17 protein-coding genes are annotated in these 22,317 nt (G+C 45.4%); 2 read left to right on the plus strand and 15 right to left on the minus strand.

All coding sequences use genetic code 11. The annotated features are described in order from the left end of the window. Positions 1-20: 20 nt before the first annotated feature. The 7 genes from MHI21_RS13830 to MHI21_RS13860 form a co-directional block, all read right to left on the minus strand. On the minus strand, positions 21-1,028 hold the full coding sequence (locus tag MHI21_RS13830; RefSeq protein ID WP_341161303.1) for an ABC transporter substrate-binding protein: 1,008 nt from the start codon (positions 1,026-1,028) through the stop codon (positions 21-23). Positions 1,029-1,247: 219 nt separating this feature from the next. Further along, complete coding sequence (gene rbsB / locus MHI21_RS13835; protein WP_025720638.1) at positions 1,248-2,168, minus strand: ribose ABC transporter substrate-binding protein RbsB; 921 nt, start codon at positions 2,166-2,168, stop codon at positions 1,248-1,250. Positions 2,169-2,202: 34 nt separating this feature from the next. Further along, entirely contained in the window at positions 2,203-3,171 is a 969-nt protein-coding gene (gene rbsC / locus MHI21_RS13840; RefSeq protein WP_341161302.1) for a ribose ABC transporter permease, read from the minus strand. 1 nt (position 3,172) lies between these two features. After that, positions 3,173-4,654 (minus strand): sugar ABC transporter ATP-binding protein, encoded by a 1,482-nt coding sequence (locus MHI21_RS13845; RefSeq protein WP_165176949.1) that lies wholly within the window; start codon positions 4,652-4,654, stop codon positions 3,173-3,175. A 30-nt stretch (positions 4,655-4,684) separates the two neighbouring features. Continuing rightward, positions 4,685-5,119, minus strand: coding sequence for a D-ribose pyranase (rbsD, locus tag MHI21_RS13850; RefSeq protein ID WP_165176951.1), 435 nt, complete (start codon positions 5,117-5,119; stop codon positions 4,685-4,687). 1 nt (position 5,120) lies between these two features. Next, positions 5,121-5,999, minus strand: a complete 879-nt coding sequence (rbsK, locus tag MHI21_RS13855) for a ribokinase (RefSeq protein ID WP_341163669.1) — start codon at positions 5,997-5,999, stop codon at positions 5,121-5,123. After that, complete coding sequence (locus MHI21_RS13860; RefSeq protein ID WP_165176955.1) at positions 5,992-7,020, minus strand: LacI family DNA-binding transcriptional regulator; 1,029 nt, start codon at positions 7,018-7,020, stop codon at positions 5,992-5,994. The genes rbsK and MHI21_RS13860 overlap by 8 nt, the downstream gene beginning before the upstream one ends. A gap of 212 nt (positions 7,021-7,232) precedes the next feature. Here MHI21_RS13860 and MHI21_RS13865 point away from each other — a divergent pair, with 212 nt between their 5' ends. Then, on the plus strand, positions 7,233-7,958 hold the full coding sequence (locus MHI21_RS13865; RefSeq protein ID WP_341161301.1) for a DsbA family oxidoreductase: 726 nt from the start codon (positions 7,233-7,235) through the stop codon (positions 7,956-7,958). A gap of 79 nt (positions 7,959-8,037) precedes the next feature. On the opposite strand, the gene MHI21_RS13870 is transcribed toward MHI21_RS13865, so the two are convergent. Together MHI21_RS13870 and MHI21_RS13875 are read right to left on the minus strand one after the other, a co-directional pair. Then, the gene (locus MHI21_RS13870) at positions 8,038-8,826 is read right to left on the minus strand and encodes an SDR family oxidoreductase (protein WP_341161300.1); all 789 of its coding nucleotides are present in this window, start codon (positions 8,824-8,826) and stop codon (positions 8,038-8,040) included. 238 nt (positions 8,827-9,064) lie between these two features. Continuing rightward, complete coding sequence (locus MHI21_RS13875) at positions 9,065-10,039, minus strand: copper amine oxidase N-terminal domain-containing protein (protein WP_342418376.1); 975 nt, start codon at positions 10,037-10,039, stop codon at positions 9,065-9,067. 250 nt (positions 10,040-10,289) lie between these two features. Between MHI21_RS13875 and MHI21_RS13880 the strand changes: the two genes are divergently transcribed. Further along, entirely contained in the window at positions 10,290-11,207 is a 918-nt protein-coding gene (locus MHI21_RS13880) for an AEC family transporter (RefSeq protein WP_025682690.1), read from the plus strand. A gap of 344 nt (positions 11,208-11,551) precedes the next feature. On the opposite strand, the gene MHI21_RS13885 is transcribed toward MHI21_RS13880, so the two are convergent. The 6 genes from MHI21_RS13885 to MHI21_RS13910 form a co-directional block, all read right to left on the minus strand. Continuing rightward, positions 11,552-14,623 carry a X2-like carbohydrate binding domain-containing protein gene (locus tag MHI21_RS13885; protein ID WP_342418377.1) on the minus strand — a complete coding sequence of 1,024 codons (3,072 nt, stop codon included), beginning with the start codon at positions 14,621-14,623 and terminating at the stop codon, positions 11,552-11,554. Positions 14,624-15,093: 470 nt separating this feature from the next. Continuing rightward, positions 15,094-16,266, minus strand: a complete 1,173-nt coding sequence (locus tag MHI21_RS13890) for a M20 family metallopeptidase (protein WP_322172289.1) — start codon at positions 16,264-16,266, stop codon at positions 15,094-15,096. A 114-nt stretch (positions 16,267-16,380) separates the two neighbouring features. After that, the gene (locus MHI21_RS13895) at positions 16,381-18,513 is read right to left on the minus strand and encodes a dipeptide ABC transporter ATP-binding protein (protein ID WP_342418378.1); all 2,133 of its coding nucleotides are present in this window, start codon (positions 18,511-18,513) and stop codon (positions 16,381-16,383) included. A 45-nt stretch (positions 18,514-18,558) separates the two neighbouring features. Further along, entirely contained in the window at positions 18,559-19,455 is an 897-nt protein-coding gene (locus MHI21_RS13900) for an ABC transporter permease (RefSeq protein ID WP_342418379.1), read from the minus strand. A gap of 30 nt (positions 19,456-19,485) precedes the next feature. Further along, positions 19,486-20,412 (minus strand): ABC transporter permease, encoded by a 927-nt coding sequence (locus tag MHI21_RS13905; RefSeq protein WP_342418380.1) that lies wholly within the window; start codon positions 20,410-20,412, stop codon positions 19,486-19,488. A 50-nt stretch (positions 20,413-20,462) separates the two neighbouring features. Then, positions 20,463-22,106 (minus strand): ABC transporter substrate-binding protein, encoded by a 1,644-nt coding sequence (locus tag MHI21_RS13910; protein ID WP_342418381.1) that lies wholly within the window; start codon positions 22,104-22,106, stop codon positions 20,463-20,465. Between the last annotated feature and the right edge of the window lie 211 nt (positions 22,107-22,317).

Consider the following 22,317-nt stretch of genomic DNA (forward strand, 5'->3'; position numbering starts at 1 on the left):
TCTTATTTCAATTGAACTGATCACTTCGGATCAACGGAAAACATTTTAACAGCCTCATCGAGCGATTCGTCAACGGCTAGCGGTGAGTACGTAAACCACGGATCGGCTTTGATGAAATACACTTTGTGGTTTTTAACAGCCGGGAGATTTCTCCACAATGCACTTTGCTCAATTTGCTTAAGCATTCCGTCCTTGCTCGCTTCATCATAAACCAGCATAATAATTCGGTCTCCTGATAGTTCAGGTAACTTTTCCATTGAAATAACATCATAAACATAATTAAATCTCGGGTCCTTCGCCAGCTTCTGGCGTATGTACTCAGGGGGATTCAATTCCAGTGAACGGTAAATAACATGTCCTACATTCCGCGCTCCGTATACTCTTAACACATTCTTATCGTAGGCCATATAAATCGTAACCGTTTCATCTTTTTTGAATTTTCCAACCAGCTTCTTTCGACCTTCCTCAGCCTTTTTGTTGAAACTAGCGATCCACTGCTCGGCTTCCTTGTCCTTACCCAGCACGGCTGCGACATTCCGCAGTTGCTCAAATACATCGCCTTCTCCAAACGAAACGACTACGGTTGGAGCAATTTTCTCTAGCTGCTCCTTCACTTCGGGCGTGGTATATTCTGTTGTGATGATCAGGTCCGGTTGTAACTCCAGCACCTTTTCTACATTTGTCGGGTTCCCAATATCCGCCACTCCGTCAATCTTACCTTTTAAATAGTCGCCTTCTAACAAATGGGAAGCAGCACCTGCAGGCTTAACTCCCAAGGCCAGCATAGCATCCAAATATTGTGTCGTGACAACTCGCTGTGGATTTGCAGGGATACTGATCTTATTGCCAGTGGCATCAGTATATTCGCGCATAACAACCGTTTGGGACTGCCCGGAAGGATCATTAGTGCTGGTCTTGTCGTTTGTCTGGTTGTTGCTAGCTGCGTTTCCACATGCACTCAATACAACCATCAAAAGAACCACAAGACAAAGCGTGGATTCCCATTTTAATCTGTACCTTTGTTGCACAATATACGTCCTCCTTAGATATATACAATTCATAATATGATAGTGATTCTCATTATCATATAATTGTTATTCTATCTTTTACCGTCTCTTCTTACAATACAAAAATAAAAAACTTCCATTTATGTGTATGTATCGTCATCATAGAATAGCCAAAAAAAGAACTGATGCGCATTACAGCATCAGTCCGAATAGCTTAATATGTTGGGGCAAGCGCCCTTTTTATTTCGATTGATCCACTAACTCCAGCTTAGCGGGAATTGATGTTTTCACGGTTTTACCTTGAAGTACATCCTTGGCTGCCTGCACCGCCAATTGACCAATAAGCTCGGGTTGCTGAGCTACGGTGGCTGTCAGTTTCCCTTCCTTAATTGATTTAAGCGCATCCTCGTTACCGTCAAAACCGATGACTGGAATGTTTTTACCTGAGCTTTGGATTGCTTCGATCGCACCCAAAGCCATTTCATCATTGTGGGCAAATACTGCCTGAACGTCCGGGTTGCCTTGCAGCAGATTTTCCATCACGTTCAAACCTTTGGTCCGATCAAAATCGGCCGATTGTTTGGCAATGACTTTCAGATCCTTATCTGCTACTTCATGAAATCCTTTTCCGCGTTCACGGGTAGCGGATGCTCCTGGAACACCTTCCAGCTCAATCACCTTGGCACCTTTTCCAACTTGATCAATCACATATCTGGCAGCCATTCGTCCTCCCTCTACGTTGTCTGAAGCGACGAGTGCTTTTACATCGCCTTTGTCAGCAGAACGATCCAGTGTAATAACCGGGATGTTCAATGCATTCGCTGATTGTACCACAGTAGAGATGGCCGACGAATCTGTCGGATTAATAAGTAACGCGTTTACTCCCTGTTGAATCAGATCATCCACGTCATTACTTTGTTTCGCCGAATCATTTTGTGCATCCACAACAATGACCTGCATTCCTTGTTTTTTGGCCTCTGCCACAACTCCGTCTTTGAGAGATACGAAGAATGGATTATTCAGTGTTGAGATCGACAAGCCGATTTTGATGTCCTTCAGGTTCGCGGCCGCTTTAGGTTTCGCCCATTCGGGCGGTTCCAAGGAACACCCTGTCATGAGCAGGAGCAGCAATGCAGTCATGATTAATGTAAGCTTTTTCATATTTATGTGTCTCCTTCTACGCAGATTAGGTGTATTATGCGGATTTTTTACGGTCAATCAATACAGCAATAGCGATGACTATCCCTTTTACGACCATTTGATAAAATGAGTTAACCCCCAGCAAGTTCAAGCCATTGTTTAGTGTACCGATGATAAGCACACCAATTAACGTACCTACGATTCGTCCGCGTCCTCCCGAGAGACTTGTTCCACCTAATACGACAGCCGCAATGGCGTCCAATTCATAAGAAGTACCTGCTGTCGGTTGCGCCGAGTTCAAACGTGAAGTCAAGATAGCTCCCGCCAATGCAGAGAGCATTCCAGCCAGAGAGTAAATCCAAATTTTTACACGTGGTACTTTAATACCAGATACAATCGAAGCCTTCTCGTTACCACCAATGGCATACGTTTTACGTCCGAATGGTGTTTTATGCAAAATGATCCATAGGACAGCAAAGGTAATGAGCATCGTAATCGCTGGAACCGGAATACCGAACTGATAGCCACGACCGAACAATTGAAATACCAGACTGTCCCCGAGTCCTGTAATAGGGTTACCATTGGTATAAACGAGTGTCAATCCTCTGAAAATGGTCATGGTTGCTAGTGTAGCGATGAACGGAGCCATTTTACCCTTCGTAATCATCAAGCCGTTGACCATCCCCATCACGCCACCCAATGCACAGCCGATGATAATCGCCAAAATAGGATCGAACCCGGCCAGCATCATATTTGCGACAAACGCACTGGATAGTGCTAATATGGAGCCGACTGACAAATCTATTCCGCCTGTGAGAATAACGAAGGTCATACCGAACGCAATCAACGCATTAATGGATACCTGGCGCAATAAATTCAAAATATTAAGCGGTTCCAAAAAGCTGGGATTTAAGACCGATACGATAATCACCAAAATAATGAGTCCCAACAACGGGCCAAGCTTCTGTGTGATTTGTGACATTTGAAAGCCTTTGCTGCTTTTTGATCCATTCATAGTTGTCATATTACTGTCCTCCTGTAGCTAGCGTCATAATATTTTCTTGTGTGGCTTCTTCCCTGCTCAGCTCTCCGCTGATCTTTCCCTCGTGCACCACGACTATACGATCGCTCATGCCGAGTACCTCAGGGAGTTCCGAGGATACCATGATAATCGCGACTCCACGTTCGGTCAGCTCGTTCATCAACTGGTAGATTTCCCGCTTGGCTCCCACATCTACACCTCTCGTCGGTTCGTCAAGAATGAGTACATTTGGACCAATACCTACCCATTTGGCAATAACCACCTTTTGCTGATTACCACCTGACAAACTGCGAACCGTTGTTTCACCCGATTGGGTTTTAATTTGTAAGCGCTTAATTAAAGTGTTAACAAAATCCAACTCTTTTTTACCTGAAATAAATCCTTTTGAGGTAAAGCTGAAGAGATTTGGCAGCACCATATTTTCCCGAATGGAAAAATCCAGAACCAAGCCCTCATCTTTTCGGTCTTCTGTAATGAAGCCAATCCCTAGTTTCACCGCGTCATCCGGCTTGCGAATAGTCACCTTTTTTCCACGTACATGGATCTCACCACGATCCAAAGCATCCAGTCCAAATAACGCTCGCATGATCTCGGTCCGTCCCGAGCCCATCAAGCCTGAAAAACCTACAATTTCACCAGATCGTACAGTGAAATTCACATCTTCAAATAACCCTTTATGCGAAGCATTTTTGACCTCCAGCACCACTTCTCCCAAAGCTGGCGTTCTTACCGGATAGCGTTCAGTCAGCTCTCTACCTACCATTTTCCGTACAACTTCATCAAAATTTGTATCGGGAATCGCCTGAGTATCCACCGTTTTCCCGTCACGCATGATGGTAATCCGATCACAGATCGCGAATATCTCCTCCATCCGATGTGAAATATACACAATCGAAACACCATCTTTTTTCAAGGAAGTAATAACCTCGAACAGCTTCTGAATTTCCCGTTCGGTTAAGGCGGCTGTGGGCTCATCCATCACGATAACTTTAGCATCCGTCATGAGTGCTTTGGCTATTTCAATCATCTGCTGTTGACCCACTGAACACTCGCCTGCTTCACCGTTTAATGGAAGGTTTACCGAAAGCTTGCTGAATTGCTCATTTGCTAACGCTTTCATTTTAGAGCTGTCTAGTAAGCCCCACTTGGATGTCATTTCCTTGCCGATAAACAGATTTTCCAGCACGGTCATCTCCGGCCACACATTTAGTTCCTGGTGAATAAAAGCAATTCCTTTTTGCTCCGCTTCTTTGGGGTCGGCAAAATAGGTTTCCTGGCCGTCAATGATGATCGTTCCCTCATCTCGCCGATGCAGTCCGATTAAAATATTCATCAGCGTTGATTTTCCTGCACCATTTTCACCCATGAGGGCATGTACTTCTCCTTCACGAAGATCAAAGTCAACACCACTCAGTACCTGATTGGTTCCAAAGGCTTTGTGAATTCCTTTCATTTGAATCTGCATGCTGTACCCTCCTTTTTATTCAACATTGATTTATCCAAAATGAACTCCTGCCTGCAAAATACAATTGGCAAATGGCTTAGCCTCTCCTGTACGAATCACCGCCTTCGCATAACGGGTCAGCTCCTTGAATTGTTCATGAGAGCAAAACTCAATGACGGCAGCCTGCGTATTAATCTGTGGATGTTCTAATTGCTCCCCTGCAAAGTTGCGCATAATATACTGCAATGCTTGTTCATTTTCTTGTTTGATTTCTTCGGCCAGCGTTATTTTTTCGATCACCATATCTGCTGCAATGACATCAACGACGTCCTGAAAGGATGGAACACCCAGCTTAAGGGCCAAATCAATTTTGGTAACGCCTTCAGGAACAGGTAAGCCGGCATCAGCCACGACAATATAGTCTGTGTGGCCGAGATCCGACAGTATTTTGGATATATGACTGTTTAGGATTCCATGTTTCTTCATATTATATTTGCTCCTCCACTTCACGACGGGTTGGCATTCCACCTTGGGCTCCAAATTTGGTTACGGACAATGACGCAGCACGATTAGCAAATTTCACACTGTCTGCCAGCGAATTTCCTTCAGCCAATGCCACTGCAAAAGCAGCGTTAAACGTATCTCCTGCACCTGTTGTATCAACGGCCTCTACTTTATAAGTAGGAACCACGACTTCCTGTTCTCCGTCGAAGAATCGTACACCGTTGCTGCCCTCAGTCACAAACAGCTTGTTGGGATATTTACGCAACGCTTCTTGCAGGCTCATATCCTTAAACATAATGGCAGCTTCATGCTCGTTTGGCGTAATGTAGGTCGCATTCGCAATTACGCTTTCTTCCACTTCACGAGCCGGGGCTGGATTCAGCAACAAGGGTATCTGGTATTTCGCACAAATCTCGCTTACGTAAACAACCGTTTCTGTTGGTATTTCCTGTTGAATTAGCACAATATCCGAACTTCGGATGACGTCAAGCGCTTCTTCCACATAGGCGGGTGTCACTTCATTATTTGCTGCTTTTACCACGACAATACTGTTATCACCTTCAGCTAATACAATATGCGCTGTACCGCTTTCCATATGTGTAACCGGTTTCACATAACCAGTATGAACATGATTTTCTTCAAAATTTCGTAAAATCTGTTCTCCAAAATGGTCATCCCCTACACGTCCAATCATCGTAACGTCTGCTCCGAGTCGTGCTGCGGCTACTGCCTGATTGGCTCCTTTACCTCCAGGTAAGGTTGTAAAGCTTTCACCCAATACCGTTTCACCAGCACCGGGACGTTTGGACGAAGTAACTACGAGATCCATAGAACTGCTTCCGATAATCGAAATTTTAGCCATCATAATCCACCTTTCTCGTCGTTTCCCGTTCTATAAATTTGACGGGCAATTGTATGCTTGAATAGGTAAGTACTTTCGAATGAAGATTAGGTACGCTTGACTTCGTTACTTGCGACTGCTCAATCAACTGAATGAGTAGTCCTGCTGCTTCCCAGCCCATTTCATAAGCAGGTTGTCGGATCGTTGACAAAGGCGGGAATAACAAACTGCTTAATGGTATATCATCAAACCCGATAATTTGAACATCATCTGGGATTTTCTTTCCTAATCTATGTGCCTCATGCATCACCGCTGTAGCCACGATATCGTTACTTGCGATAACTCCGTCCGTATCCGGGTACTTGCTAAACAGCTCTTTGGCCCACGACTCGGCCTCCTTGAACGAAAAGGAAGTTGTCTCGACCACATGGTAAGCAATTCCGGATTGCTGAAGCTCTTCAACCGCCCCGCGAAAACGGTCTTGTGCTGGACGAATATGTGCAGGGCCCTGCATGACTGTAATTTGTTTGCTGCCGCGGGCAACCATTTCTTGAGCAGCCAAGCAACCGCCATGGGCTCCATCCGCATATACGGAGAGGCTATCACTGGAAGTTCGATCGAGAAAAACGACCGGGATCTTCAGTTTGGCGTAACAGTCGGCATCGGGATCATTGGTAGAAGAAATAACACCAACGACATTATTTTGAACAAAAGTATCCATGTAATCCAATTCTTTTTGGCGATCTTCATCACTATTACCGAAAATAATCCGAAAATCATTTTCCTGCATTCGATCCTCCACCCCACGAGCTAACAAGGGGAAGTAAGGGTTCGTAATATCCGGCAGCAGCAGGCCGATTAATCTGGATTTCTTTTTATACAAAGAACGTGCAACTTCATTGGGCTTGTAATTTAACTGCCTCACAGCAGCCTCTACCTTTCGCCGTGTATCCTCATGTACATATCCAGTTTCATTAATAACTCTGGATACGGTCGCTACGGAAACACCTGCAAAGCTGGCGACTTCTTTAATTGTTGTCATAGTGTAGGTTCAACTCCAATGTGTAACCGGTTACACATATAAAATATCATAGCATTAATTTTTTGACAAGCATTAATTATTTGCACGTTGAATGCTTTAGCTTTATAATTCTTATTGTAACTAATGAAGTTCCACCTTTATGAACATTCTAAAGTGGGGAGCACCTCTCCCGGTTACTCAATAAAATACGTATACATGGAGGCTTTTTCCTGATGAATATTGAAGTATGGTCTGATTATATGTGCCCATTCTGTTATATTGGCAAACGCCGTTTGGAGCAAGTATTACAGCAATTTCCACATCGCAATGAGGTGCAATTGACATTCAAGAGTTTTGAATTGAACCCGGATGCTGTGAGAGATAGCGGTAAAACGATCAATGAAGAACTATCCGCTAAATATGGGGTCAGTCTGCAAGAGGCTCAGGCTATGAATGATCGAATGAACGAAAACGCACGCTCTGCGGGTCTTGATTATAATATTCATGCCATGGTGCCGACGAACTCTCTTGATGCTCACCGCTTAACACTTTGGGCTCAAACACAAGGCAAAATGCTGGGGCTGAGCGAGCGTTTATTCCAGGCTGTATTCATCGAAGGCAAGCATACAGGGGATCATGAAGTGCTGGTAGCGCTGGCTACTGAGGTTGGTTTGGATCAAAAGGAAGCGGCTGCTATATTAGCCAGTGATCGTTTTACCGACGAAGTTAGAGCTGATGAATCCGAAGGCGCTGAGTTAGGTGTTCAGGGTGTGCCATTCTTTGTATTTGATCGAAAATTTGCTGTTTCTGGTGCCCAGCCGGAGGAAGTATTCCATGATGCGCTTCAAAAAGCATGGGATGAACGCTCACCTTTCACCATGATAAGCGGCAGCTCGTCCAAACAAGATGCAGGTGGTATATGTACCGATGAGGGTTGTGAGCTTCCAGGTCGTGAATGAAGATTATCTATTCCCTAAATAAATTTTAAAAAAGCGTGCCAGCACCCAATTAAACCTGAGGCTGGCACGCATCTTTATTTTATAACGATTTAATCATTCCGCCATCCACAAGGATGGTGCTCCCTGTCAAATAGGATGAAGCTGAAGACGCCAGAAAAGCAACAACTTTACCGAACTCTTCAGGCTCTCCATACCGCCCCAATGGAATGCCCTCTTCTGCTTGTTTACGAACCTGATCTGTCGTTTGCTGGGTTTTCTCAGCTCGATGCTCGTCCAAGCTACGCACGCGATCGGTTGCAATTCTCCCCGGTGCTACAGTATGTACCAGAATATTATGAGGAGCTAATTCCAGAGACAATGTTTTCGCCAATCCAGCGACTCCCGTACGTAGCGTATTTGAAATGATTAACCCCGGAATTGGCTGCTTAACTGAGGAAGAAGCAATATTTAAAATCCTACCGCTTTGTTGTTTTTTCATATATGGTAACACCTCACGGATCAACCGGATATGACTAAGTAAATTTTGTTCAAAGGCCTGCATCCACACTTCATCTGTAAAATCATCAAAGGTACCGGCAGGAGGCCCACCCGCATTGTTAACCAAAATATCAACGGTGCCAAACAAATCAGCTGTACGACGGATGGCCTGGGAGATATGTTCTGGTTTTGTTACATCGCAAACTACATATTCAACGCGGCCACTCGCTGTTTCCAGTAATTCCGCCTGCGTCCGCTGAAGCTCTGCTTCGTTCCGTCCTGAAATGACGACATTCGCACCCTCGCGTGCCAGCTCCCGTGCGCTTGCCTTGCCGAGTCCTTTACTGGAACCTGCAACAAAGGCTATTTTTCCCGTTAATCCTAAATCCATCTATAACACTTCCTTTTCTCAGTGTTCTCTATTTAATTGTACACATGACCAGCACATAATGCGAATAGCTTGGTAGTATCATGAAGGCTATCTATCTTCTCACCATTAAAAAGAATACGAAATCATTAATTGCAAGGTAAAACAAAAAGGCCTGACATTTAGTCAGGGGCCCTTTTTGCTTTACAAAATTTTGTTTGTTTACAACACGTTATGATGTTGATGTAGTAGTTGTTGTTGGCTACTCGTATACAACAACGGACTGGCTCTCAGGCTCCCATTTAACATTTGTCCCCAAGGCCTCTCCGATTACCCTTACAGGTACCATTGTCGTCCCATCCACTATGGATGCTGGCTGCTCGATAGAATACGGCTGACCGTTAATATATGCTTTCGGACTGTTAACAAATAATTTGACGGACACGCCGTTACGGGTGACAGTAACAGCCTTTTCTTTCGGATCCCAGGAAACCTTTGCATCCAAAGCTTCGGAAGCTGTTCTAAACGGAACAAGTGTGGTCCCCTTGCGGTTAATCGGTTTGGCATCGTATCCTTCACCATTCACGAACAGCTTCATACCCGACGGCCGTCCAGCCTTCTTCGAGAATTCACCGAGCTTTTTGTAGCTGTCCAGGTCGGACACATTAGCCAGTACCGCCTCCTCCTGCATGTATACGGCATCTGTCACATTTCCGTTTTCAGCCAGTAGCTCAGCTGCCTCAGTCAGTGCTTTACCAGAATTCCGGATCAATTCAAGTTCAGCAACCTGCTCTGGAGTCAAACGGTCCGGGTATTTCGTAAGCAGCAGATTCGCAATAACCGCTCCTGCCGGCTTATCCTTCGTATTTTCTACCGCGTGAAGCAGACCCTTGTAACCGTTGCGTCCCTTGTGACCATTATGGTCTTTGGACTCCTCGTACGTATCATCCGTTACTGCAACAGGTTCGGTTTTTCTGATTTCTGCGTGTTTTTCTTTTTTACTGTTTTCATCCTTTTTGCCGGATGCTTTGTCCTTTTGTTTTTTGGACTGATCATTGTCTGAGTCATGGGGATTGATTAGCTCTTCCCCGCTCTTTTCATTCGCGTCTTTAACAGACGTCTTTGCTTCCTGTTTGTTCTCCTGATCATTTCCGCGTCCCTGCTTGGCCTCAGCGGTTCCCGCTGCCAATCCCAAGACCAGTATACACGCTAATAAAGCTGTCCAAGTGTTTCTCATGATGCGATTCCTCCTTATAGTAAAAACCGGGCTCAAATGTCCCTAGATGTATTAACGGCTTCTCTAAGCTGATTTTTTATCTTTTCTTATCTAATGTGTGAGACACCAATATAGCCGCAGTCCAGATTCCCAAAACCACTATAAAATTTTATTATACGCCTAACCTATTTACACAGTATAATGAGAATTACACATGCATTTTTAAGTATCAGCCTTTACATTCGCATAATAGAAAGAAGATGAAACAGACATGTTCGGCACCATTCTTTTGGACGTTGTTTTACCTATTTTTGTACTTATCGGTTTTGGTTGTATCATGCAATATTTTTTTCGACTGGATTTGTATACCTTAGCTAAAATCAATTTTTACTATATCACCCCCGCAGTTGTGTTTACAGGTCTTTATAACTCGGAAATTTCTTTAATGCTCATGGGTGAGGTTTCACTTTTTTATGCCTTGTACATAGCTATTCTGTACGTAATCAGCACTACCGTCGCCAGATCTCTGAAATATAGCCCCGGAATGCGTGGAGCTTTTACAAACAGTGTAATGCTAGATAATTCAGGAAATTATGGTCTGCCAATCAATCAGTTGGTGTTCAAAGGTGACCCTTTGGCCATTTCCGTTCAAGCTCTGATTATGACCTTTCAAAGCTTTGTCACATTTACATACGGCACTTTTGTTGTGCAAAACGGCAAGGCCAATACTCGAAAAATATTAATTAATTTTTTGAAAATGCCTGTTCCCTATGCGCTTGCGCTAGGTTTGCTCCTAAATCTGCTGCATAGTCCATTGCCTAATTTACTGGCTGAACCTTTGAATTATATTAGTCAGTCGATGGTTGCTGTAGCTCTGCTTACTTTGGGAGCACAAATTGTGCAATATCCCTTTCGTTTGCGCCGGACAGCCGTGTACATCAGTATGGTACTACGCCTGATTGCTGGTCCAATAGTCGGTTTTATGCTCGTCTTGCTGCTGGGTCTTAAGGGGATTCCCGCTCAAGCCTTGCTCATTGCATCGGGTATGCCTACCGGTGTTAATACCAGTATTTTAGCGGAAGAATATAAAAATGAACCCGATTTTGCCGCACAAACAGTATTACTTTCTACGATTGTGAATGTCATTACGATGACACTGTTAATTTCAGCATCTCGGCATCTTGTTTGAGGTGTATGATAAATATAAAAAATGGATTAAAGACGCTTTTTGTCTAAGGACAGGAGCGTTTCTTTTTCAAGATAAAGGGAACATATGTTCGTGTTAGTGTTTCTTTTTTCTACTTAAAGTGGTGTGTTTGTTTTGTGGAGATCGTATGCGAGAAAGAGTTTTTTTCTATTATGAATTTTTCATATAGTGAAATAATTATATTATATAATTTGAATCTCTATTAGTAGCTGTTTTCAACTTGTCGTTGCTTTTTCCCCAAAAAAAGAATGCGGGACAACAGGTCGTCAAAAATAAAGCCAGCTCACTCATTAGAGTGGCTGACTTAGGATTATCCTTATTAAGGTTTAGGGCTCAATTCCCCATTGCTTGCTTCCAGACAGGTAAGCGGTTATTTTAGCAGAATCTTGTAAACTGTTTGCTGTGGGATTAAATGAATAATCATCGGTTTGTGTGTAACTGCTCCAGTCCTCTTTGGATATCCGGGTTTGCAACTCCACACTTTGACCGGGTTCTAAAGAACCCGCAGCCGATTTAAACCCGATTTCTGCATAAGAATCTGCCCCTGGCTTCGCATTGGATAATGTTTTGAAGCTAGCAATCACATTCCCTGTACCGACGCTCGACCAATCCGTAAAGAAATTTTGTGCTTTCTCCCCGTTAATGGTGTAATAATAACGCAATGTCACGTCTGCTAGGGAAATTGATGAGGTTCCCGTATTGGTTATTTTAAATTTGGAACTGATTGTATTGCTTGTGGCGGATACATTCCCATTGAAGGTTTGCACCTTCAGAACGCCCTCGCCTGTTCCCGGCTCACTTGGCGTATCCCCTTTCACCGTAATTGTAAACAACGCATCATTGCCTGTACTAAAATGGAAGTTTAGTGCTGTCTCTCCTTTAGGAAGTTTAGATAAATACTTGTTGGTAAGAACGACTGTTTCTTCACTAAGCGTATAATCTTCACCTTTGTTCAACACCACACTCCCCTGCTTGATAGCTTCTAACGTATTGCCGTTAAGTGTTAGCTTGACAGTAATATCCGTATTGCTGTTATTCACTCCATAGGTTGCAGTCGTTGGTGTAATACTTGCTTGCCCGGTAGATGGCTGATCACCACCCACACGATCTGCCACCAGAATGCCACGGCCATTCGTTCCCAGATAAGCACGTCCATAAACCCGAGGGTCCCCAATAATTTTGGTCACTCGAGCATATTGATGCTTGTCATCATTAATGCGCGCCCAGTTTGCGCCAGCATCGTCCGAACGGTAAAATCCACGTGTACCATCAATTTTACCAACGATAAATACCGCTGCATTCGTACGGTTCGGCGCTGCCTTACCAAAGCCTACAAAATCCGCTTCCTGCACATTATCGAGTTTGGTGAATGTAACACCTGAATCCTTGGAATGCCATAAGCCGTATGGTCCTCCATCCTCGGAGCCTCCGGCGAACCACACATCTCCTTCTGCTCCTCGTACAGCATCAATATCAGCATTGCCTGCTGTCGGTAAGCCAGTTGCCGCTGATGGAGTAAAGGATACGCCTCCATTGGTGCTCACATATATTTTCCCGGAGGCAAATGCGTAATATTTATTAGGGTTCACTCGGTCAGAGGCGATCTTTGCATTCGCTGGAATCCCTGTGCTTGCTGTCCATGAGTTGCCGCCAGTTTTGGAGTAGAACACACCTTTGTCTGATGTACTCCACAGCAAGCCATTACCATCTGCTGCTACGGCGATGCTGCCTCCTCCTGCTGTACCGGAAGGCTCGCTATTTGCTTTATACCAGTTGGCTCCTCCATCATTGGAAAAACCGATGGATTTGGCATTTGGATCTTTTTTATAATCCGCTTTACCTACTCGGGCCATAAAAGAAGGATTCAGCTCGGCATAATCAATGCTTTCGCTGCTTGTAAAGGTCGGATTATCCAGCATTTTAGCTGGAGCCTTGAATAAATCGTCATGTCTGAATCCAGAGACATCACCTACTGCGCTCACCAAAGGCGCGCCGGTTGGAGGGCTCACCAGATCCAAAATTGCCGTTTCCTCTACCCCTTTAGCGGCTACTGAAATATCCAGCTTTCCGCCTTTATCCCAATTGGTCAGATTTTTAGAGCCATAAATCGTAGCTCCGGTGCCGTACAACATATGGTCTGAATTAAATGGATCTATCTCCAGATCTCCAATCATCCACCCCAGCTTGGGTGATACTTCCGGTGGAGCAGGGTTGGCATTGAAAGTCAGCCAAGGCGCACTGCTTATATCCAGATTGTATTTTAGCTTACGAGACGGATAACCATCAAATTCCCAAATAGGACTCCAAGTTGCCCCACTATCCGTGCTGCGATAAATCGTTTCATCCGGCCACCAGGCATTCAACGTAGCAACCATGAGTGTACCTGGCTTCTGGGCATCCACCGTCAGTCCACCATATCCAAAATGATTGTCCGCACTACTGCTACCTATGGGGCTAATGTTAGTCCACTGCCCGCTTGCTGTATTCAATTTCCACAGTTCACCCTTTGATCCATCATATGGACCTGCTCCATCGCTATAAGAAATATATAGATTGCCGTCCGGTGATAACACACCGTGATGTGGCAAATAGCCCGTAGGCTGTCCCGCTATAGCAGACCAGGTTGTCCCGCCATCTGTACTGCGATAGACACTTTGCTTTTTATCTGCAACACCTACATAGATCGTCTGCGTTGCTTTATTGGAAGAGCCTGTTTTTTTGTCAAAGGTGATCCACGCTAAACCGACAATGTCGCTGGTATATTCATTGGAAGGGTCCTGTACATACGTCCCTGGATTCGGGAAACTGCTTACCTTGCTCCAAGTTGCTCCAAAATCAGAGCTTTTCCATAGTCCATTACCACTTCGAGCTCCAAAGAACAAAATATTATTCTTATTTGGATCAATCGTCAGACGTTCACCCATTGAACGCCCCGGCATATTGCCCCCCACCTTAAAAGGAAGCTTGGTTGTCTGCCACGTATTGCCCCTGTCGGTGGAACGCATAATTTGCCCGTTTTGTTTATCCCATGAATTAGTATACGTACCTGTAGCTATATATACACGATTCGGATCAACAGGATCAGTCGCTAGTGCATCGACACCATTTTTGTTCCAATCCTCCCAACCCACAGAATCCGTCAGCGGAATCCAGCTCTCATTGGCAGCATTCCAGCGGTAAGCTCCTCCAATATCTGTCCGGGCATAGATCAGGTCTTTTTCCGTTTCATTAAAAATAATGCCAGGTACAAAACCACCACCTCCACCCGTAACGACACTTTTCCAACTGTAATCGTCACTTGGAGCAGCATGAGCCGGTGCTATCATTCCTGTCCAGGAAGCACCCGCTACCACAAGCGCCAAACAAGCAATTCTCAACCTGTTTTTTGCCTTAGTCAATGAATTCAACCTCCTTCTTCAATATCATTTGAATATGCGAGTCATTTTGAGATCAAAGTAATCAGCCGATTCTGAATACGTTCCTATCGTTATCGTTGCTTCTCACAAATCTGACAAATGTTTTCTCAGGCTCACCCCCATTCAACCAATATATACGGTGCAATACTCGTTTTGTTAGCGCTTACATCGGTGTCTTGCTCAATAGATTCGTCATCTTTTTCTCATTTCCTTGTGCAAAAAATCAAGATAATGCAATATTATCTCCTGCTCCTCAGCTTATAATATGAGTTTTGGACTTCCTTCAGAGTTAACACCTTTTATTTAATTCTATTATGAATTTTTCATATAATGAATTAATTACTTCATTTTCATTCTTTATGGGTGTCAAAATACTTGGATTTACAACAAAAAACCGCGCAATGCGCGGTTCCAGCTTCGTTAATATGTCGTCAGTCATAAACATATGCCTATTATTGCAAGTATTCAAGCGCCAGTGCTAAAAAAATATGCCCTGAGACGAGCAATGCCCGCTCATCAAAATCAAAGTGAGGATGGTGATGAGCAAAATGCGTTCGTTCATCCTCATTGCGTGCACCCACATGAATGAAGGCTCCCGGTCGATGCTCCAAATAATAAGCAAAATCCTCTGCTCCCATGACCGGCTTCAAATCCAAAAAAGCGTCTGCTCCATACAGTCTGCCGATGAGCTCACGTACACGTTCCGTTTCGGCTTCGGCATTCACCAAAGAAGGATAGCCATTCAGATAGTCAATTTCGTATCCGGCATGATAAGCCTCAGTCAACCCCTTGACGATACTGCGAATTTCATTCTCGACTTCCTTACGCACTTCCTTATTAAACGTACGTACAGTCCCTTCAATTTTGGCCTTATCTGCAATCACATTAAAGGCAGTTCCAGCTTGAAATACCCCAATCGTTAACACTGCTGATTCAATAGGGTCCACCCTGCGACTAACCACCTGCTGCAACCCATTCACAATTTGACTACCGATAACAATAGAGTCCACCGTCTGATGCGGTCGTGCACCATGCCCGCCTTTACCGTTGATCTGGATCGTAAACGCGTCGACAGCCGCCATCGCAGGCCCACTCTTTAATCCAATTTTACCAAGCGGAATTTCAGATGCGAGGTGAATACCGTATACCGCCTCTACCCCATCCAGACAGCCATCCTCAATCATAAACTTGGCTCCACCAGGCGGTTTTTCTTCCGCATGTTGAAAAATAAACACAAGCTTTCCCTTCAGCGCCTCACGGTTATGGCTCAACACGCGTGCCACTCCAAGTAACGCAGCCGTGTGACCATCATGTCCGCAGGCATGCATAACACCCGGAACGGTCGATTTATAAGGCACATCCTTTTCATCCTGAATGGGAAGCGCATCAAAATCAGCACGAAATGCAATCGTTCTACCTGGCTGACCGCCTTCTAAAAACCCGAGCACACCGTTTCCACCCACATTCGTTCTTACCTCAATGCCAAAAGAGCGCAATTGATCGGCGATGAATGCAGACGTATTCGTTTCTTCGAAAGAAAGCTCGGGATGCTGATGTAGATGTCTTCTCCATGCAATCAGCTCTTGTTCACCATCTTTTAATTCCTGAACCCATTTTTCTAGCATAATACCCTCTTTTCCTATTGATTTTATATACTTCTATCCTTATCTTACCATGAACGGCCTGTAGAATGTAGTTCTCTTATCATGCCGATAGTAGATCAAAGGGGTGTCTTGAACCTAGGACGGGTAATGACAAGCGGCATAATGTCCTGTGCTAATCGCTGTCAGTTCAGGCACTTCCTCACGGCAACGCGAGGTCGCTAGTGGACAGCGGGTATGAAAACGACAGCCGGATGGAGGCTTCGCAGGCGAAGGAATCTCACCTTGTACCGTAATTAGCTCCCGACGGTTTTTCGGATTTGGATTAGGTATCGAGGCAACAAGCCCCCGGGTATACGGATGGGCAGGATGCCTGAACAACTCGTCACTTGGCGCAATTTCTACAAGTTTCCCCAAGTACATAACCCCTATCCGATCTGAAATATGGCGGACAATGTGCAATCCGTGTGCAATAAACAAATAGGTTGTATCCAGCTTACGCTGTAAGTCCTGAAGCAGATTGACAATTTGTGACTGAACGGAAACATCCAAAGCCGACACTGCCTCATCCGCCAAAATAAACTGCGGTTGCAGAGCAATGGCACGGGCTATCCCGATTCGCTGGCGCTGTCCTCCCGAAAATTCATGCGGAAACCGCGTAACCAGCGAAGGTGATAATCCAACAGCGCTCAGGAGTTCTTCCACCCGTTCCTGCTTTGCCTTGCCATACAACCCTTCATGAACCGCAAGCGGCTCCCCTATGATATCTCCCACATTCCACCGTGGATCAAGTGATCCGTAGGGGTCTTGAAAAATCATCTGCATATCACGGCGAACGGATCGCAACTCAGAATTTCCTAAACGTGTCAGCTCCCGATCCTGGAACCATACCTGCCCTGAGGTCGGACGTTCCAGCTGCATCAGCAGCCGGCCTAAAGTAGACTTACCGCTGCCGGATTCTCCGACCAATCCAAAGGTTTCGCCCTGCCGGATTGAGAACGATACATCATCCACCGCCCGGATCGAAGCACCCGTCCGACCGGGAAAGCTTTTTTTCACCGGATAATACTTGCGAATTCCATCCACTCTAAACAAGTCCTGCTTGTTCTGGACGGTTTCCGTGATAGTCTCATTGGATTTAGGGGAGTTCTTTACCTGTACGCCATGACTGCTCACCTTAGCCCCATCAACAGCAGATACGTTCGTCAATTCTTCCTTTACTTCGGTTGCCTTTGCAACAGCATCTGCCGTGATCTGCCCTTTCACCGATAGCTCTGTAATACGCCAGTCACTGGACGTAGCCAATTGCTCGGAATGCCAGCAAGCTACCTCACGTTCATCCTTGGCTGCCAGCGGTGGCGCTTCGTTTTTACAATGATCCGTCGCGTGCGGACAACGCGGGTGAAACAAGCAGCCTGAAGGCAATGCACTCAGGCTCGGAATTGTCCCTGGGATCGAAAACAACTTGCTGCTGCGATCTGTATCCAGTGTTGCCACCGAACGAAGCAACCCTCTAGTGTAAGGGTGCAATGGCAGCTCGAACAGTTCTTCCGTTGCGGCCTGCTCCACGACTCGACCGGCATACATCACAACAATTCGATCCGCAACCTCTGCGGCAATACCCAAATCATGCGTAATCAACAGAATCGACATGTTGAATTCTGCCTTTAATTCCTGAAGCAATTGCAAAATTTGTGACTGAATCGTTACATCCAGCGCCGTTGTTGGTTCATCCGCTATTAGCAGCTCAGGGCCACATGAAAGTGCCATTGCAATCATTGCCCGTTGTAGCATCCCACCGGACAGTTCTCCGGGGTACTGCTTCATACGAAGTTCTGGTTCAGGAATCCCTACCCTGTTCAGCAAATGAACCGCATGAGTCCATGCTTGCTTTCGTATCTTCCGGTTATGCTCCATGATGATTTCTATCAGTTGATACCCGATAGTGTACACCGGATCAAACGCCGACATCGGCTCCTGAAATACCATCGCCATCTTTTTGCCGCGAAGTGAGCGTAATTCCTGCTGCGACAAAACGGTCAAATCTATGCCCTGCAACCGTATTTGTCCTTGGGCAATTCGTCCGTTTTCATAATCGATTAGCCGCATAATCGCCTTGGAGGTAATCGTTTTTCCGCTGCCGGATTCACCGACGAGGCAGACCGTTTCTCCCGCCCCGATCGTTAGTGATACGTTGTCGAGTGCTTGCAGCAAACCTTTTTTAGTGTGAAAATCGACCGACAAATGTTCAATCTCCAGCAATGATGACAAACGAACTCCCTCCTTCTATAGCACTTAAGAATAGGCTGCCTGATGCTAGTTTGCATTCTTTTTCGGGTCCAACTGGTCTCTCAGCTTGTCGCCCAAAATATTGACTGACAACACAAATAACGTAATGGCTAGGCCAGGAAAGGTACATATCCACCAAGCTACTGTCAAATATCCTCGTCCTTGAGACAATACTGTTCCCCAATCCGGAATTTCCTTTACTGTGCCAAGTCCCAGAAAGCTTAATCCCGATCCGGCCAAAATAGCGCTACCGATGCCAAGCGTCGCCATCACGAGCAAAGGGGACAAGGAATTAGGAAGCACATGACGCCAAAAGATCCCGAAGGGTGTAACTCCGATGGAACGTGAAGCCGTGACGTAAGAACGTCCTTTTATACTCATAATTTGACCGCGCATAACTCTTGCATAACCGGGGACAGCAGATATGGCTACCGCCAGCACAATATTGAACAAACTTGGGCCAAGAGCCGCCGCAATCGCCAAAGCCAGTAGAATGCCAGGAATAGTCATCAAAATATCAATAAATCGCATCAGTATCGAATCCACTGTACCGCCAATGTAACCTGAGAGCGCACCAATAATTCCACCCACCAGACCGCCGACGAGTACCGACATAAAGCCAATAAACAGAGAATCCCGACTTCCGTGAACAACCAGACTGAATACATCCCGCCCAAAATAGTCCGTTCCGAACCAGTGAGTAGCACTTGGGCCTTGTAAAATATGGTCGCTTAACATCTCTGTGGGCGCATAAGAAGCAATCCATTGCGGAAACGCCGCACAGGCGATTACGAACACAATAATCAGTCCTGCCGCATATACGAACCCATCCAACACTCCACCGAACTGCAACTTTCTAGTTTGCCGAGCTACCCGCAGCTTTCTTTCCTTCCAAATTGTTTTGGTAGCCATTGTTTCTCTCAACCGTCTTCCTCCTCCCTGAATCCTTCCGGCTTACGCCGAGCGTCTAACCCTTGGATCAATAAACGTATACGATATATCCACCAGCAGATTTACGATCACATACATGATGGCAGAGAACAATACAACTCCCTGCACAACGGGCAAGTCTTTAGCCATAATTGCATCCGCAATTAAACGCCCAATGCCTTGCCGTGAAAATACCGTCTCACTCACAACTGCTCCGGCCAGCATTTCTCCCATCAGCATCCCGATCATCGTTATCGCTGGAATCAACGCATTGCGTAGCGCATGGCGATACATAATAACCTTCTCAGACAAACCCTTGGAACGGAGCGTTACGATGAACTGCTCATTAATGACCTCCAGCATACTGTTGCGCACCATTCTGACAATGAACCCTGCACCGACAATGCCCAAAGTGAGAGACGGAAGCACAAGGGTTTTCCAACCATCCGAGCCCATAGCAGGCAGCCATCCCAAGTGAATGGAGAAAATAAGCAACAGCAGAATGCCTGACCAGAATGTGGGCATAGAAATGCCGAACAATCCAACGATTCGTGCGATGATATCAATCGGCTTATCCCGATGAATGGCTGAGAGCACTCCAAGCAGGACACCGATAATGACCGAAATAGCAGAACCGGCAAGCGTCAGCGCCAGTGTAGGCGGGAGATTGACCCATATTTTAGGCAGCACCGGATCAGCATTGAGCAGTGATTTTCCAAAATCACCTTGTAGCAGATTTCCGAAATAGTTCAAAAACTGAACATGAAAAGGCTGATCCACTCCCTGCTTATGACGTAAATTGGCGATCATCTCTGGCGTGGCCGTTGAAGGGTCAAGAATCGAATCCACCGGGTCCCCCGGAAGCAGATACAAAATACTGAATACCAAAATACAGGAACCCAGAATGACCAACAAAGAAGTAACCAGTCTTGCTGCAACAGCTCTGATCATAGCCCACACTCCTTCCCGTCTGAATGGTCCCCAGAAACTATTTAGCAATACTATTTTTGAATACGCACATCGTTAAAGAGCGGATAACCCACTACATCGAATTTGAGACCCTGCACAGACTTGGCGGCTCCAACCGTATAAGGGAAAACATAAATAGGAATGATGACGGCCTGATCGCGGATTAGCTGTTGCACCTTTTTGTAAATCTCCTCCCGCTTGGCATCATCCTTTTCAATAGCTCCCTGCTCCAACAGCTTGTCGACTTCTGGATTGGAGAAGTTAGGCAGTGTAGGCCGCTGATTTGGTGCCGCTGTGTGGTAAAAAGCATATAATGCGTTCGGGTCCACATTGACCTGGCTATTTCCGTAGAAATCATAGTTTCCGTTCGAATATACAACTGTTGCAATATCCTTGGTAATTTCAATCTTCACATCAACACCGATTTTCTTCAGCTGCTGTTGAATAATGGCTGCAATGTCGTTCCGTTTTTCACGGTTCGGAGTGCCGTCTACATAATGTAGCGTCAGGCGTTGTCCATCCTTCACCCGGAAACCATCAGTACCCTTAACCCACCCCAACTCATCCAGTAACTGATTGGCCTTGTTAAGATCAGGCTGCAAACCGTTTTCCAGTGATTTATCATATCCAAAAATACCTGGAGTGAGTGGCGACCAAGCCTGTTCATAAGTTCCTAGATACAGTGTTTTGACGATCATCTCCACATCAATACCATATTGCAATGCCTGCCTCGCCTTCAATTCATTCCACGGTGTCTTCTTTTGGTTAATGAACAGCGTGTATGGCAAGCCTAGAGTATTGACCTGCAACAATTGGAAATTAGGGTCACTCTTCAACGTTAAAATATTCTGCGGTGGGACGGTTTCAGCGGCCAAAGCCTGACCACTCTGCACACTGCCGATCCGGGTTGCCTCCTCGGGAACAATTTTAAAGGTCACGCTGTCCAAATACGGTGCTCCCTGATTTTCAATAGTTTCCGGTGCCCATTTGTAATCCGGGTTACGTTCGATTTTGATTTCTGCATTTTCGTCCCATTTTACAAACTTAAAAGGGCCTGTACCCACAGGATGCTTACCGAATTGATCTCCATATTTTTTAACTCCTGCCGGAGAAACAATGGCTACAGCCGGAACACTTAAATTGCTCAAAAATGCTTGCGATGGTCGTTTCAGATTCAATTTAATCGTGTATTCGTCAATCACCTGTGAGGACTCATAGGGAGCCAGCAAGTTAGCGGCATTACCTACTACGGCTTGCGGATCAATAATCCGATCATAGCTAAATTTAACAGCTTCCGCATTGAACGGAGTTCCGTCATGGAACTTAATGTCCTTGCGCAGCTTGAATGTATAGCTTTTGCCATCCTCGGAAACGCTCCATTCGGTTGCCAGCCAAGGCTTAATCGTATTATCCGGCAGCTTTACCACCAAATTATCGAATATCGCACGATATACCCGAGATGCTACTGCCAATCCACTCTTATGTGGGTCCAGTGAATCCGGCGATGTTGCCAGGGCATAGGTAAGATCTCCGCCTTCTGCAGCTTGCCCGTCTACTGCTGCATTTGCATCGGTATTCGTAGAATTGGCTCCGCTATTACCCGAGCATGCTGATAAGACTAGCACCATCGACAGGGTTAAAGCTACCATTTTTGCAAATCGACTTGTTCGTTTCACGAAAAACACTCTCCGATCTGATGGGTAATGTTATGATTACATTGCATTTTGGGAGCCGATGTTCCATTGTTGATAATTCCAATCTGATATATATGAATTATGTTAATAACTGTATACCTGCGTTTTTCTAGTGTCAATGCAGGTTCTAATTGGAATGATCTATAGATGGATAGAAGACTTGAATTGACAACAAAAAAGAGCCGACAGGATA

This window comes from Paenibacillus sp. FSL H8-0168, from assembly GCF_038592955.1.
Taxonomy (GTDB): domain Bacteria; phylum Bacillota; class Bacilli; order Paenibacillales; family Paenibacillaceae; genus Paenibacillus; species Paenibacillus polymyxa_B.